The 15,440-nt window shown below is 32.1% G+C and carries 12 protein-coding genes and 2 pseudogenes; 11 read left to right on the top strand and 3 right to left on the bottom strand.

The genetic code is table 11. The annotated features are described in order from the left end of the window. The first annotated feature begins 681 nt into the window (after positions 1-681). The 3 genes from QZV12_RS04250 (at position 682) to QZV12_RS04240 (ending at position 5,765) form a co-directional block, all read left to right on the top strand. Positions 682-1,287, top strand: coding sequence for a CPBP family intramembrane glutamic endopeptidase (locus QZV12_RS04250; protein ID WP_295617721.1), 606 nt, complete (start codon positions 682-684; stop codon positions 1,285-1,287). Between the two features lie 653 nt (positions 1,288-1,940). Further along, the gene (locus QZV12_RS04245; protein WP_295617718.1) at positions 1,941-5,594 is read left to right on the top strand and encodes a hypothetical protein; all 3,654 of its coding nucleotides are present in this window, start codon (positions 1,941-1,943) and stop codon (positions 5,592-5,594) included. A 12-nt stretch (positions 5,595-5,606) separates the two neighbouring features. Then, a complete protein-coding gene (locus tag QZV12_RS04240; RefSeq protein WP_295617715.1) occupies positions 5,607-5,765 on the top strand; it encodes an Ig-like domain repeat protein in 159 nt (52 codons plus the stop codon). Positions 5,766-6,220: 455 nt separating this feature from the next. On the opposite strand, the gene QZV12_RS04235 is transcribed toward QZV12_RS04240, so the two are convergent. Further along, a complete protein-coding gene (locus tag QZV12_RS04235; RefSeq protein ID WP_295617712.1) occupies positions 6,221-7,891 on the bottom strand; it encodes a glutamate--tRNA ligase in 1,671 nt (556 codons plus the stop codon). A 1,682-nt stretch (positions 7,892-9,573) separates the two neighbouring features. Here QZV12_RS04235 and QZV12_RS04230 point away from each other — a divergent pair. Genes QZV12_RS04230 through QZV12_RS04210 form a run of 5 tightly spaced genes read left to right on the top strand, consistent with a single transcriptional unit; the run spans position 9,574 to position 14,053 of the window. Continuing rightward, the gene (locus QZV12_RS04230) at positions 9,574-10,497 is read left to right on the top strand and encodes a hypothetical protein (RefSeq protein WP_295617709.1); all 924 of its coding nucleotides are present in this window, start codon (positions 9,574-9,576) and stop codon (positions 10,495-10,497) included. After that, positions 10,458-11,057: a hypothetical protein gene (locus tag QZV12_RS04225; RefSeq protein ID WP_295617706.1), complete on the top strand. Its 600-nt coding sequence runs from the start codon at positions 10,458-10,460 to the stop codon at positions 11,055-11,057. The genes QZV12_RS04230 and QZV12_RS04225 overlap by 40 nt, the downstream gene beginning before the upstream one ends. Further along, a complete protein-coding gene (locus tag QZV12_RS04220; RefSeq protein WP_295617703.1) occupies positions 10,979-11,254 on the top strand; it encodes a hypothetical protein in 276 nt (91 codons plus the stop codon). Before QZV12_RS04225 ends, QZV12_RS04220 begins: the two co-directional genes overlap by 79 nt. After that, entirely contained in the window at positions 11,230-13,953 is a 2,724-nt protein-coding gene (locus QZV12_RS04215) for an Ig-like domain-containing protein (RefSeq protein ID WP_295617700.1), read from the top strand. The genes QZV12_RS04220 and QZV12_RS04215 overlap by 25 nt, the downstream gene beginning before the upstream one ends. Then, a complete protein-coding gene (locus QZV12_RS04210) occupies positions 13,919-14,053 on the top strand; it encodes a hypothetical protein (RefSeq protein ID WP_295617697.1) in 135 nt (44 codons plus the stop codon). The genes QZV12_RS04215 and QZV12_RS04210 overlap by 35 nt, the downstream gene beginning before the upstream one ends. Here QZV12_RS04210 and QZV12_RS04205 read toward each other — a convergent pair. Next, positions 14,009-14,188: a hypothetical protein gene (locus QZV12_RS04205; protein WP_295617694.1), complete on the bottom strand. Its 180-nt coding sequence runs from the start codon at positions 14,186-14,188 to the stop codon at positions 14,009-14,011. The two genes, QZV12_RS04210 and QZV12_RS04205, sit on opposite strands and share 45 nt — an antisense overlap. Between QZV12_RS04205 and QZV12_RS13660 the strand changes: the two are divergent. After that, a pseudogene (locus QZV12_RS13660) lies at positions 14,100-14,315 on the top strand (hypothetical protein); the annotation flags it as partial. The gene QZV12_RS04205 and the pseudogene QZV12_RS13660 sit on opposite strands and share 89 nt — an antisense overlap. 51 nt (positions 14,316-14,366) lie before the next feature. On the opposite strand, the gene QZV12_RS04200 reads toward QZV12_RS13660, so the two are convergent. Then, complete coding sequence (locus QZV12_RS04200; protein WP_295617691.1) at positions 14,367-14,540, bottom strand: hypothetical protein; 174 nt, start codon at positions 14,538-14,540, stop codon at positions 14,367-14,369. On the opposite strand from QZV12_RS04200, the pseudogene QZV12_RS13785 reads away from it, so the two are divergent. Both QZV12_RS13785 and QZV12_RS04195 read left to right on the top strand, forming a co-directional pair. Beyond that, positions 14,463-14,657 (top strand): annotated as a pseudogene (locus QZV12_RS13785) (hypothetical protein); the annotation flags it as partial. The gene QZV12_RS04200 and the pseudogene QZV12_RS13785 sit on opposite strands and share 78 nt — an antisense overlap. Positions 14,658-14,795: 138 nt before the next feature. Further along, complete coding sequence (locus QZV12_RS04195) at positions 14,796-15,371, top strand: hypothetical protein (protein WP_295617687.1); 576 nt, start codon at positions 14,796-14,798, stop codon at positions 15,369-15,371. The last annotated feature ends 69 nt before the right edge of the window (positions 15,372-15,440 follow it).

Here is a 15,440-nt window from a genome sequence, read left to right as displayed (position 1 = left end):
ACCATGCTATTAAATTTTCTTATTTTTTTATATTTTTTTATTTTTCAAGCAAAAAACTATTTTTTAATTTTTAAATTATCATAATTTTTATTTTACAAGCAAATAACCATTTTTTTAATTTTTAAATTATCATAATTTTTATTTTACAAGCAAATAACCATTTTTTTAATTTTTTAATTATTATCCTTTAATTTTACATAAAACATGCTTATTTAATTCAACAAACACAAAAAACATTTAATAACTCATAAACATCTATTTCTTTATTCTAAACATATAAACGATAATTTTACACATCTCTTCATTCAAAATGTTTTAATTTATAAAAAAACTTATAAAGATTATTTTCTAAAATTAAGTATTAATAGTATTAAAAAATAATAATATTAGAATTAACTTAAAGAGGAGAAGTATGTTTTCAATTATAGAAAGTTATGCAGACAAATCAGAAACGATTAAGGAAGCACGTAAAAATGTTCGAAAATGTCTTTTTCTAAGGAAATAGGACGTTTCATCATATTATTTTTTATATTGATACTTGTCATATCAATAGTTCAATATATGTTTTTTGATCCGAATGCACAAATACAAACTCCATTAAACTTTTTATTAGTCCATTTATCCTTTATTTTCTCACCAATACTAATCTATTTATTTATTACCAAAATAGAAAAGCGCAGTTTGAGAAGTATTGGATTTAGTAAGGGAAATGTAATATCATCAACATTAAAAGGATTATTGATTGGATTAGTATTGATTTTTGCTATTATAATCATAGGAGTTCTATTTGGACAATTCAAATATAATGGCATTGATTTTTCAAGCTGCATTCTTCTTATCTTATATTTCATAGGATATGGAGTGCAATCATTTGGTGAAGAGATATATTGCAGAGGATGGGCATTAACCTACTTTGCTAGAAGACATAGCATTCTATTTGCAATATTGGCATCAAATATAGTATTCATTCTTCCACACTTAGGAAATAACGGATTTGATATACTGTCAATTGTGAATATTTTCCTAATTGGAACCCTTTTTGCTATAATCTTTTTAAAATATGATAACATTTGGATCTGCGGTGGTATCCATACAGCATGGAATTTCCTATTAGGACCTGTTTTCGGGTTAAATGTTAGTGGCTCCACTACCTATTCATTATTAAAATTCAGTGCAATTAGTCCAAATATTTTAAATGGAAGAACTTTTGGACCAGAATCCAGTCTTATCGTAAGTTTTGTAGTGATTGTAGCAATAGTCATATCAGTATATGTCTTAAAAAAGTGAAAATAAATAGTTAAACCATGAAAATTGATAGTATAAAAACTATTGATTTTCAAATCCTATTTTTTAAATTAAATTCTAAATATTAATAAATTCTCTATTTTTAATTATTCACCAAATTATATTAAATTCAAAAATTTTTGTTAGATTGATTTTCAAATCCTATTTTTTAAATTAAATTCTAAATATTAATAAATTCTCTATTTTAATTATTCACCAAATTATATTAAATTCAAAAATATTAGTTAAATCACTATTTTTAATTATTTTTCATCTTTTTTTATAAAAAGAATCTTTTTTAATGTTCAAATAAAAATAAAAAAAAAATTGGCAGATGATTTGCTAAAATACTATTTTTTTCATATAAAAAAAGAATAGACACATATTTTTGTTAAAAAACTATTTTTTCTTATAAAAATACCCAATTTAATCAAACATATCATAAGCAACTGATTTAAAAAAAATATAAAAACTTAATATATTTAATTAATAAAGTTAGTAATATATGATTAAAAACTATAATTATAGGGGGTGCAAAGGATATTAGCAGTATAAATGAAAATCAAGAACTTATTTTAGAGAAAACTCCTAATGAAGAGAATTTAGGGGCGGAAAATGATAATAATCCATTAACTGCAACAGGAACATTCAAATCTTTGAATAGCCTCATCAATAACAATGATGATTTAGAAATAAATCTAACTCGAGACTACAATTATTCTGATGAAGATGATTTTCCTAACGGCATTACAATTAACCGTACAGTAACCATCAATGGAAATGGATACACAATCGATGCAAATGGCAAAGCACGGATATTCCATGTAACCAATAGCACTGTTGTATTTAAAAACATCACTTTTGCAAATGGAAAGCCATATTATACAGAGAATGGTGGAGCAATATTAGGAGCATCCACAGCAATAAACTGTACATTCTATAATAACAAAGCATATGATGGTGGAGCAATGTATGAAGGAACTGCAATAAACTCCACATTCATAGACAACAATGCAAAAAGTGGAGGGGGAGGTGCAATATATCATGGAAAAGCAATAAACTCCACATTCATAAGGAACATTGCATGTTACGGTGGAGCAATGGAAGAAAGAATCGCAATAAACTGTACATTCCAAGAAAACCAAGCAGTTCAAGGAGGAGCAGGATATGAATTTAATGCAATAAACTGTAACTTTACAAATAATCATGCTTCCTACCTAGCAGCATTATTCCTAGGTTTTGCAATAAATTCTAATTTTAAAGATAACTACATAGATAGCTATGGAGAGAATATCGCAGTTGGAGATGCTGTTGTGATAAATTGTACCTTTACCAATAACATATATGAAGATTGTGAATTTTGCCAAAACATCACTATCAATATTGATAATTACACAGGCAAAAGCTATGAAGTAAACGGGATAGGTGTAAATGTAAAGACAGATTCCGGCAAGGATTTTAATAATATTGTTGTTTCCATAAATGTTTATAAAGATGGGGAACTGGTAGATACTGCAATGGTTGAAAGTGGAGAATATTGGAGATTTCAGTTACCTGAAGGAGAGTATATCGCTACTGCAAGCATTGAAGGTGCCTCTGAAATTGAAATTCATAATTTTACAATAAAATTAACTAAAGATCCTGTTGTTATTGATGTGAATGACACAACTATGATCCATAATACCATTTCAAAATTAACTGCCACATTCTATGATGCAGGTCCAAATCCAGGTCCTATAGCTAATACCATGGTAATTGTTAGCTTAGATAACAAATTAATGTATCCAGTTACAGAGGAGAATTGTTCTGTCTCAATAACCCTTAAGGATTTAAGTTTAGGCATCCACAATGCAAGCTTTTTATTCTTAGGGGACGATACACGTGAAAGAACACGTAAGGATGTAAATATATTCGTTGTAAAGATCATAGCAAAAATAAATTGTGAAAATCCATTTATTATTAAATACAACACAAGCTACTCCTATCTAATTGAAGTGACAGAAGCAGATGGATATCCTATAAGCGGAGAACAAATATACATTGACCTTTTTGAAGGGGAAACTTTCATAACCAGCAAATCAGGAACCCTATTTGTGGATGCATCACTATTCCAAAAATTGGCAGCAGGCAATTACACAGCAACAATAAGCTTTGGGAAAGATTCAGGTTATGGCCCATCTAAAAAAATAAACATTATTGTAGAAAAACAAAATACAAGCTTGTCTTCAAATGATATAATAGCAGAATTCGGTTCAGATGAGAAAATAGTTGCAACCCTAACAAATGAACAGGGAAATCCTATAATAGGAGTCGACTTGACAGTTAACATATCTGAAAATAATGAAACATTCACTACCGATGAAAATGGTCAGATAAAAATACCAATCAACAAATTAGCTCTAGGAGAATATGAAGCACAGATTGGCTTTGCTGGAAATGAAAACTACACAGCATCAAATAATACAGCCCATATAACAATCAAAAAAGCAAATACTGTATTGTCTGCAGAAAATATAACCGCATACATAGGTTCAGATGAAAATCTCACCATCAGCTTAAAAGATAGTGAAAATCATCCAATTTCCAATGCAAAAGTAATCATAGTCTTAAATGGAGTTGAAGAAAAAACAACCAATGAAAATGGAGAAATAAAAGTATCCCTAAAAGACTTAAGCACAAAGACTTACATTGCAGGTGCTTTATTCCTTGGAGATGAAAACTATACTGCCTCAAACATAACAGCAAGCATTGACATCATTATGACCAATGCTAAACTAACTATAGACAATAGCTGCACAGTGGCTTGGGGAGAAACTGCAAAGATTAACATCACATTAATGGATGAAAATGAAAATCCAATTTCAGGCCTTGTAAAAGTATATCTCGACGGATTCGAAGATGAAGGCTATGTAGATTATGTAACAACCGATGAAAATGGAAAAGGACAAGCTAAATTCAAGGCAAACCTTAATCAAGATACCATTAACATTATGGCAAGATTCTTAGGTAACGATGAATACCATGCAGTTGACAGTTCAAACACTGCACAACTAAACATTAATGAAACCAAGCAAGCAAATGTGGAAATAAAAGCAAATGACGTTGACTATGGCGAAGACACAATCATTACAATTACTGCACAAACCATTAGCGGAAAATCCATCAATCTGGAAAAAGTAATGGTTAGCATTGACAATGAAGAAGCTAAAGAATATGATGTCATAAGCAATATTGTAAACCTTGGCAAATTAGCTGCAGGATCTAAACTCATTACCGTAAGCCCATCAAATGAAGATGAGTATACTTTCAACCCAATCAGCCTTACAACAAATGTCAATCCTGGAACTCCAGAGCTCACAGTAAGTCCTGGAGAAGCAAGCGTAAGCATTGAAGTGAAAGATAAAGGAAATCCAATCGCTGGAACTGCAAACATTTGCATCGATGGAAACACTGAAAACCCAATAACAGTCACCATCAATGAAACAGGTACAGTGACAGTCCCATTAAACAACTTAAGTCCTGGAAACCATGCAGTGGAAGTGATATTCACTAATGAAAACTATACAACTGCAAGAAAAACTGTCGCAGTGAATGTGCCAAAAATTGACAGCAAAGATTCAATCATTACAATCAAAGCAAATAACATCACATATGGTGAGAAAACAGTGATTGAATTTACTTTAAAAGACCATGAAAACAAAGGTTTAACCGCTGATATCACAGTATTGTTCAATGATGCAAACCAAACCGTTAAAGTAACTGAAGGTATTGGAAAACTGGAAATAAACAACACTTTAACTGCAGATACCTACCCAATAGTAGCAAATTATGCAGGAAACGAAGTTTATAACCCATCTATGGCAACAGATTACTTTAAAGTAGCAAAATTAGGTACACAAATCATATTCGAGAATATGAACACAACAGCAATTGCTCAAAGTGATGTAAACACTGGAGAATGGTTCTACTTCACATTAAAAGACTCTAACGGAAAAATTATGCCAAATGTCCCTATGCAAATAGGATTCAATGGAGTAGTATACACCTATGAAAAAGATGGAATCATCACAGATGAAAACAGAACAGCAAAACTCCAAATCAACCTTGGATACAAAGGAGTATACACATTTGCTATCTGTTTCTTAGGTGATGAAAACTACAACGCATCATTTGCAGTTGCAAAAATCACTGTTGATACACAAACCCCTACACTGACCGTTCCTAACAAGTCATATAAGGTAAGTGCAAAAACCAAGATATTAACAGCAACTTTCAAAACAGCAAAAGGAACAGCAATTGCAGACAAATGAGTTAGCTTCACAGTGAATGGAAAAACCTACAAAGCAAAAACCAATGCAAATGGTGTTGCAAGCGTAAACGTAAGCATTTCTAAAGCAGGATCTTATGCAGTAACTGCTAAATATGCAGGAGACAGCACATTTGCAGCAACAACTGCAAAAGCAACACTAAACATAAGCTAAAAATAAAAACTATTTTATGAAAATCTATAGTGAAAAACTATTGATTTTCAACTTCTATTTTTTTAATATTTATTAAACTTTAATTAATTTAAATCTCTTTAAAGGAATTATTTTTAAATTATTTTTAAAAATAAATTGTTTTAAAACTTTTTTTAAAAAATAAGAATTAAATTAATAATTCAATAAAGTAAAAATTTACAAAACAATAATATTACTCTTAAAGAAGTAAAATAAAAAAAGAACAATAATACGCATAAAGAAGCAAAATTAACAAAACAATAAAATTGCTCTTAAAGAAGTAAAATAAAAAAAGAACAATAATACGCATAAAGAAGCAAAATTTACAAAACAATAATATTACTCTTAAAGAAGTAAAATAAAAAAAGAACAATAATACACATTAAGAAGTAAATAAAAAAATATTATTAAAAAAGAATTAAAAAAAAAGATTATGCTCATTTATGAGCATAATAGAAAATCAATTCATCGTCTTTGATTTCATCAAGTCTTGCAAAGCCGAATCTTTCAAATTGGACTATGTCTCCAACTTTTAAGTCTTTGCAGTCAACTTCACAAAGACCTTCAGTGATTGAAGCATCATCCATAACTACTTTTGCCTTAATTGCATCAGTTGGAACCCATTGAATGATTCTTGCTTTAGCTTCTCTTGCATCTTCAAATGATTTGCTGTGGAATGAAACATTTTCATCCTTGATTTCAACATTTACTGCATCCATCAAACGACTGATTCCATCAGTTAAATCTGCTTTTGGAATGTATACTTCCTTGTCAAATACAAGGGTTCTGTTTCCTCTTTCCTCAAAGTTAGGATGCAAAGGCCTTTCGATAGATAATCCTAAATCTTCTTCTGGAACATCACTTATGTCTATTTTTACTGGGTCTGGCACGAAGAAATATCTGTTTACCTTTTCTTCAATGATATTTCTGTTTAAACCATAGATCTTTTTCCAGCTGATTGCTGAATCAGACATTTTAATACCTATCTCAACCATTAACTGAGTGATTGTTTCCGGTTGGATTCCTCTTCTTGCAATTGCCTTTAATGTTCCAAGCCTTGGATCATCCCAACCGCTGTAGGTTCCATCTTCAATACCTTCCATTGCCTTGGAGGTACTTAAGGCTATATCTTCCATCTTCAACCTACCGTAATGGATAAATTCAGGAATTTCCCAACCCATATGATTGTAAAGGTATTTTTGCTTTTCACTGTTTGCAAGATGGTCTTTTCCCCTTAGGACATGAGTCATTCCAAGCAAGTGGTCATCTACAGATACTGAGAAGTTCATCATAGGATAAACCCTATATTTAGTACCCATTCTTGGATGTTCCTCTTCAACAATTCTCATTGCCACCCAATCACGGATTGCAGGATTTTTATGATTTATATCAGTTTTAACTCTAAGAACCGCTTCACCAACTTCCATTTCAGGGAACTTTTTCCAAAGTTCCATATTTTCCTCTACAGTATTATCTCGGCATGGACAAGCTTGACAGTTATCCTTAAGTTCCTTAAAGTCAGCACCATCACATGTACACATATATGCTGCTCCACGTTTAATTAATTCTTCAGCATATTGGTAATAGATTTCAAAACGGTCACTTTGATAGTATACTTCATCAGGCTCAATGCCTAACCATTTCAAATCCTCTTGAATCAATTCATAAGCAGGTTCATAAACACGTTTTGGATCTGTATCCTCTATTCTTAAAATGAATTTTCCGCCACATTTTTTAACGTATTCTCCATTAGGAATAGCAGCTCTTGCATGTCCAATATGCAAAGGACCACTTGGATTTGGAGCAAAACGCATTACAACATCTTTATTGCTACCTGGAAGTTTTGGCAATCCTTCTTCTTTCTTCTGTTTTTTCTCTTCAACAGCTACACCTAATTCTTCCATTTTAGCTTTTTGTTCTTCTGGTGAGAGTGCATTTACTTGAGCTACGATTTTACCAGATAAAGGACCGATTTCCTTTGCTCTTGGTCTAAGTTCAGGTTCGCTGCTCATTATAGAACCCATTACTGCTCCAGGATTTGCACTTCCCTTATGTTTAGCTGCATTCAATAATGCATGTTTAAATACAATTTCTTCTAATTCATCCATAAAATCACGAAATAAATAAATTTAAAAAAAGTTTTTAAAAGATTTTCATAATTAATAATCTTAAATTTTTAAATTAGTTTAATTAATAATTGATTAATTAATAATGATTATTAAAATTATGTTATAATTTATGAAACTAAACTTATATAAATATAATTAATAATAAGACTAAAATTTGATATTTTTCTAAAAATTATTATAAAAATTAGGATGAAAAACATTAAAATAATGTGAAAAACATGGAAAATAGGATAATGGATAAAATAATCCTAAAAAACAAAAAAATAGGTATAAAATCTAATATGTCCGTAATAAAAATCGCAAACATATTAGATATGGCAAATCTAATAAATAGGTTTAGCAACAATATTCATTAGACAATATTATTTTTAAACATTTTAATATTTAAATTCTTTGATTAAATTAGTTTTTTTAGAAAATAAAGAACATAAATTTAGTTATAGATAATTTAAATATAAGAAAATTTAGTTATGCCTAAATAATTGATTAAACATGATTTAAATCTAATACAATTACTCATTGAAAATAAATCAAATAATAACCAAATAAAAAAAAACATTAAAATTGCATAAAAAATAAGAAATAAAAAAAAATAAAAAAACTAGAAAGCTTAAACCTACATAAAAAAATAAGAAATAAAAAAAAATAAAAAAACTAGAAAGCTTAAACCTACATAAAAAAATAAGAAATAAAAAAATAAAAGAAAAAAAAGAAAAAAACTAAAAAAAAAACAAAAAAACTTTTACACACCATTAAAGAACGACAAGTACTGAAAGACAATAGTGTGATAAATATTTATTATGGTTTTTAAAATGGATAAATTATAACCGAGGGAAATTTATTATTAGCTGACTAAATAATTTAATTTTTTTAGAAAAATTAAAATTGACTGGACAAAATTTACTTATTTTTTTATTTTTCTTGTCTTTAAAGTACTTGTATCCTTTAACAGCCAATGCATTCAATATCCCACATTGAATATTCTTTAAAAATGGCCATATGACCATAACCTCATGATCGGATAAAACTTCACATGAGATTCAACCCCAAATTTTAAATTAACAATAATTTTTTTATCCTCAATGGATATGTTACTTTATATTATTAGTAGTATATAAATTATTCGGTTTAAAATTGCTTTATTTCAAAAATAAAGACCAAATATTTAGTTATACCTAATTTAAATTTAGTACAGCCTAAAAAAAATTTTGTTGTACCTAAAGAATTTTATTAAAACCATAATATTAAAATTAATATAAGCCACCATCATACACCCCACAATAAACCACCCCATACAAACCCAAAATAAACGATTTCATACACATCACAAAAAGAACCACACCATACAAACCCAAAATAAGCGATTTCATACACATCACAAAAAGAACCACACCATACAAACCCAAAAAAAACCAAATTCAGTCAACCACCATAAACTCATATAGTAATATATTAATACAAGTTTTAAAATATATATTAATTATATTCAAATATATTTGATATTATCTAATTTAATAAAAATTATTCAAGAAATTATTAAATTATTTTTATAATTTATAAAATTAATTTTAAAAATTCTAATTTTTAAAAAATCTAGTTTAATTTTATCCTGTGTATTTGAATATAGAAAACTGGAAAATTGAACGACGAAAGGTGATAACTTGAAGCTAAATAAAATAGCGATAATTAGTCTACTTTTATTGGCTATTATTACATTCGGAGCAGTTAGCGCTGCCGAAGATGTGACTGCAGATGACTCTGCAGTTTTAGACAATGTAAATTTAAATGCTGATGGTGACATTGCCATTAATGACGCAGTTACAGATGTGAATTTAGATGGGGATGTTGGCGATGATGCTATTGGCGATATGGATAACTCAAATATTATTAATGATTCAAAGGATCTGCTTAGCTCATCAAAACTTGGTGATGATGCACAAGTAGTGACTAGCGAAAACTTTTTTGATTATTTTGATACAAATGGAAATTTAAAATCCACTGTTAGTGGAGATTTAACCTTCAAAAATGAATTCTCTTCTATTGTCCCATCAATTACCATTAATAAGGGAATTACTATCAACAGCGATCAAGCAATATTAAAAAATATGGGAATTAAGATTACCGCTGCTAATGTTGTTTTAGATGGGCTTACATTTATCAGTGACACTTCAGTGGGAGACCTGATTTATGTTGGAGCAAGTGATGCAACTTTAACCAATTTAGACATTAGTTATAGTGTAGGGGATGAAGACGCCATCGCCATCAACATTGATGGTGCAGACAATGTAGAAATAACTGACAGCACAATATTCTTTGAAAGTACTGTAAGCGATGATTCAAAAGATGCTATTGCAATCAATGTTTTTGATGCAATAGACATTTTAATCGACGGAAACAACATCACTACAAGACTACCTGGATTATATGCTCAAAATTATGATGGGGACTATATGCTAATGGGATTGACTACCGTAAACCCTATTAAATTTAAGGAAGTTGATGGCCTTGTGTATAGTAACAACATTCAAGATTCAAGCATTAACAAATGTACTGCAAGTTACCTACAGCACAATCCATGTTCATAGTTGGATGTAATGATATCAATATCCTCAACAATGATTTCTCAATGATTGATACAGTTACTCCTGTAGGAACTAACATTTATTTATACGCATTTACAGTAGGATTCACAACCGCATCAAATATTAAAGGAAACAACTTCAATATCTTTACAAACGGAGGCGGTGCCGAAGCAGGAACTGCATATGCAATCCAAGTGGTAAAGGCTGACTTAAATATCACAGGAAATGAAATCATTTCAAAATCCAATGGACCTAACTTAGGAATCTATGCAGCAAGTATGATGGGAGAAGATTCCAATCTTTATATCAGTGATAATTTCATTAATGTAACTGGTTTAGCTACTAGTGCCTCCACTGGATGGGGATTAGTTTCCGGTATTGAGATACAAAACGGAATAGGTCAAATCTACAACAATACAATCTACACTTACAATACTGCAGACTACGATGAAAATAACTACCTATATGGTGTAAGTTATGCACAATGGATGACCGGTCAACGTTCATTAGATGTAAGAGACAATGTAATTGTACAGAAGGTAAGTATGCAGTATCAGTCTTAGATGCAGATAGTTTAAATGTAACTGGAAATACATTAATTGCACATGACTTAAGCGGTGATGAAGCTGTAAACCCAGGTTCCTGTGAAGAAACAGATATTTCAGACAATACTGATGAAATTCCAGAACCTGAAGAAAAAATCCAACCAAATATTGAAATCACTGCTGACAATGTATGGAATGGATACTCAATGACATAATCGTAAATGTTACTGGTCTTAAAGATACTGAAACTGTAATTGCAACTGGTAGCGTTACCATAAAAGTAAACGGAAAAGAAGAAACAATTGAATTAGTCGAAGGAAAAGCAACATACACAATCGCTGCAACAGATATTATTAGCGGTGAAAATACCGTAACTGTCTCATACAGTGGATCTGATGAATTTGAAGCAGGAACTGCTACTGCAAGCTTCAAAACTTTAGATGGTGTTGTAACCAATGAAACATTCTTTGATTATTTCAACAGAGCAGAAAATGGAAGATTATATAATTATATACCAGATGGAGTCACCCTTGACTTCCAAGGTGCATTCTACAGCACTCCTGAAAGAAACTTCACCATGAACATAAACAAACCTGTAAATATAATCACTTCAACCCATGATGCATTCATAGACTTGAACACAACTGCAGGCAGTTTATTCGGTGAAGACCCTGGAGACAGTTTTGCAATCACCTACGGAGGTTCAGGCACCAATGTAACTGACATTGTATTCCATAACAGCCAAATATGGGTGTTCAATGCACATAACGTTACTTTAGACCATATCAACAACACCATTGAAGACCAAAGAGTTGGATCTGGTAATGGTGCAACTTCCATTAGAGCTAATTCCACTTATGTAACTGTTAAAAACAGCTATTTCTACACAAGAAACAATGGAGGTTCAAGTTCATTGGTAATGGCTTGGGCAGACCACTGTACTTTTGACAACAACACTATAGTTGTTGAAGGAAATGTAGGAAATATGATTTATTTAACCACCTACAATGTAGAAGTTCCTACAGGTGTTTTAGCTAACCAATACAACACTATTACAAACAACAAAATCTACGGATTTAAAGAACCTGCATCAATTTGCGGGGGTTTAGTAATTAGTGGAGCTAATAACCTAATTGAAGGAAACTTTATTGATTATGGTGGTACAGGTATTAATGCTCAATGGGGTCAAGGAGACTTCGTTAACAATACCTATAGAAACAATGTTTTAATCAACGGATCCTCATTTAATGCTCCAGATGGTTCAACCATGTACAACAATAGTGTTACCGGCGCAATGAATACCGGTAAAAACAGTATTGCATACAATAACACCGTAGGAAAGAATTTGACTGTAGGAATTGGAGCTACCGCTTACGATAACACAGCAAATGGATTAATCGTAAATGAAAACGGTACTGCATATGACAATATAATCAATGGTCTCACCCAAGTAAACGGTAAGAACGCTCTTGTAAGAGATTCAGAGTTAAATGGTGCAGTTACCTTAAAAGGAGACAATTCAAAAGTTCTTGAATCTATAATTGTAGGAGATGTAACACTTAGTGGAAACAATACATTGCTCCAAGGTTCAGATGTTGACGGCAATATTAGTTTCGGTACTAAATCTGCTGGAACTGCTACCGTAAATGAAAATAACATCAATGGTCAAATTACCACTAAAGCAAGTAACAACAACCTTGTAATTACCAACAATGTAATCCATACTGATGAGGAATATGCAATTGTATTGAAATCCAGAAATAATATTGTAGAATGCAATCAATTGTATGCCGCTGAGAAAAAAGGTGAGGAAGCTGTAAGCTTTGACGAAACCAAAAACAATACTGTACAAAAAAACTACCCACCTTACATGCCAAAAATAGAAATTGAAACTCCTGTAATCTGGATAGGAAACAGTGCAGATATTGTCATAACTGTAAGCAACCTTGAAGGTGCAGAAACCATATTGGCTACTGGAAATGTAACTGTAAAAATCAATGGAAAAGAAGAAACCATCGAATTAAGTGAAGGAAAAGCGACCTACACAATCCCTGCAGAAGACATCACCGCTGGTGAAAACACTGTAACTGTTACCTACAATGGTGCAGATGACTTCGCAACTGGAGAGGAAAGTGCTACTTTCGCCCCATTAGATGGTGTTGTAACCAAAGACACCTTCCAATACTACTTCGATGAAGAAAATAATGGTGCATTGTTCTATTATGTCCCTGAAGGAGCAACCCTTGACTTCCAAGGAGACTTCATCGGTGCATACACAACCAATATCAACAAACCGGTAAACATTGTAAGTACAACTGGTGATGCATTCATTGAAACCAACAAAACAGGAAGCTTCAACATTCTTGAAGGAGGTTCAGGAACCAATGTAAGTGGATTAAGCTTCTTGAACACTGCATTCTACATTACAACTGCACATAATGTTGTGATTGATGGAATCAGCATGGTTGCTAACATGTCTGGCGTAGGTTCAGGTACAGGATTCTTATCTATCAGATCCAACTCTTCATATGTAACTGTCAAAAACAGCTACTTCGAAAACGGAGGAACCGGATCAAGCTGTGTAGTAATAGGAACCTCCAACTACTGTACAATAGACAACAACGTATTGAATGCAACCAAAAACAGCGGTAACATCCTATACATAACAACATATGTAGGAACAGGAGACACTCCAAGCTACAACAACATTACAAACAACATAATCGAAAGCCAAGTAAACAGTGGATTCTGTTACGCAATCAATCAACCACCCTGGTGCAGGTATTGTACAACAATCCACTTGGGGCGCAGCACCGCAACCAAACGGTTTCAACACTTACATAAACAACACATTAACCGGCGGATGCGGATTAACCGCTATGGTAAACAGTACAGTACTCGACAACACTGTTGAAGGTGCAATGACCCTTAATGGAGACTCAATAGCATCTGGAAACACTGTAAACAGCTTAACTGTAAACGGTGCAAACTGTATAGTCAAAGACAACACATAGAAAATCCTCATCATTATCCAAAATAACAATATTCAGTGCAAACGCTATAATCACGATATCTCCATGTTGCATATCAAGAATATCCAAAATAACAATATTCAGTGCAAACGGTATAGTCAAAGACAACACAGTCAATGGTGCAGTAACAGTAGCTAAAGCTGCTCAAAGTACTGAAATAAGTGAAAACACTATCAATGGCATTGTAACCGTAAACTCAGATGACAACACAATTATCGGAAATGAAGTCAGAACCAGCACTGAATATGCAATCGACCTTAAGACAAGTGCAAACAATATTGTAACCAACAATGTATTATATGCAAGTGAAAAAGCTGGTGATGATGCAGTTAACTATGATGCAAGCAAAGAAAACACCGTTAGAAACAACTATCCTCCATATAGACCAGACATCCAAATTGAAGTAGATGCTGGTTGGGCCGGAACTGAAGCAACTGTTGCAATTACTGTAACAAATGAAAATGGTCAAGAAACTATCTTTGCAAGCGGAACTGTAACTGTAAAAATCAATGGTAAAGAAGAAACCATCGAATTAGAAGAAGGAAAAGCAAGCTACACAATCCCTGGAGAATATATTACAGCAGGAGAAAATACTGTAACTGTTACCTACAATGGAGCAGAAGACTTCTTAACAGGAGAAAAATCTGCAACTTTCATCCCATTAGATGGTGTTGTAACTAAAGATACCTTCAAATACTACTTCGATGTTGAAAATAATGGTGTCTTGTACCCTTATGTTCCTGAAGGAGCAACCCTTGACTTCCAAGGAGACTTCCTCGGTGCATACACAGTAAACATCAACAAGCCAGTTAATATTGTAAGTACTACTGAGGATGCTTTCATTGAAACCAACAAAACAGGAAGCTTCAACATCCTTGAAGGCGGTTCTGGAACCAATGTAAGCGGACTTAAATTCCTCAACACTGCATTCTACATTACAACTGCACACGATGTTGTGATTGATGGAATCAGCATGGTCGCTAATATGTCTGGTGTAGGTTCAGGTACAGGATTCTTATCTATCAGATCCAACTCTTCCCATGTAACTGTCAAAAACAGCTACACCAGTCTATCAATGGCAAGTCAAATGTTGTATCATTCTTCCCATGTAACTGTCAAAAACAGCTACTTCGAAAACGGAGGAACCGGATCAAGCTGTGTAGTAATAGGAACCTCCAGCTACTGTACAATAGACAACAACGTATTGAATGCAACTAAAAACAGCGGTAACATCCTATACATAACAACATATGTAGGAACAGGAGACACCCCATCTTACAACAACATTCAAACAACGTAATCGAAAGCCAAGTAAATAGTGGATTCTGTTATGCAATTGCTGTTATCGGTGGATACAACAATATTGAAA

Origin of the sequence: uncultured Methanobrevibacter sp. (assembly GCF_902769175.1) — an archaeon.
In the GTDB taxonomy this organism is placed as follows: domain Archaea; phylum Methanobacteriota; class Methanobacteria; order Methanobacteriales; family Methanobacteriaceae; genus Methanobrevibacter.
This window is presented reverse-complemented; position numbering and strand designations above follow the sequence as displayed.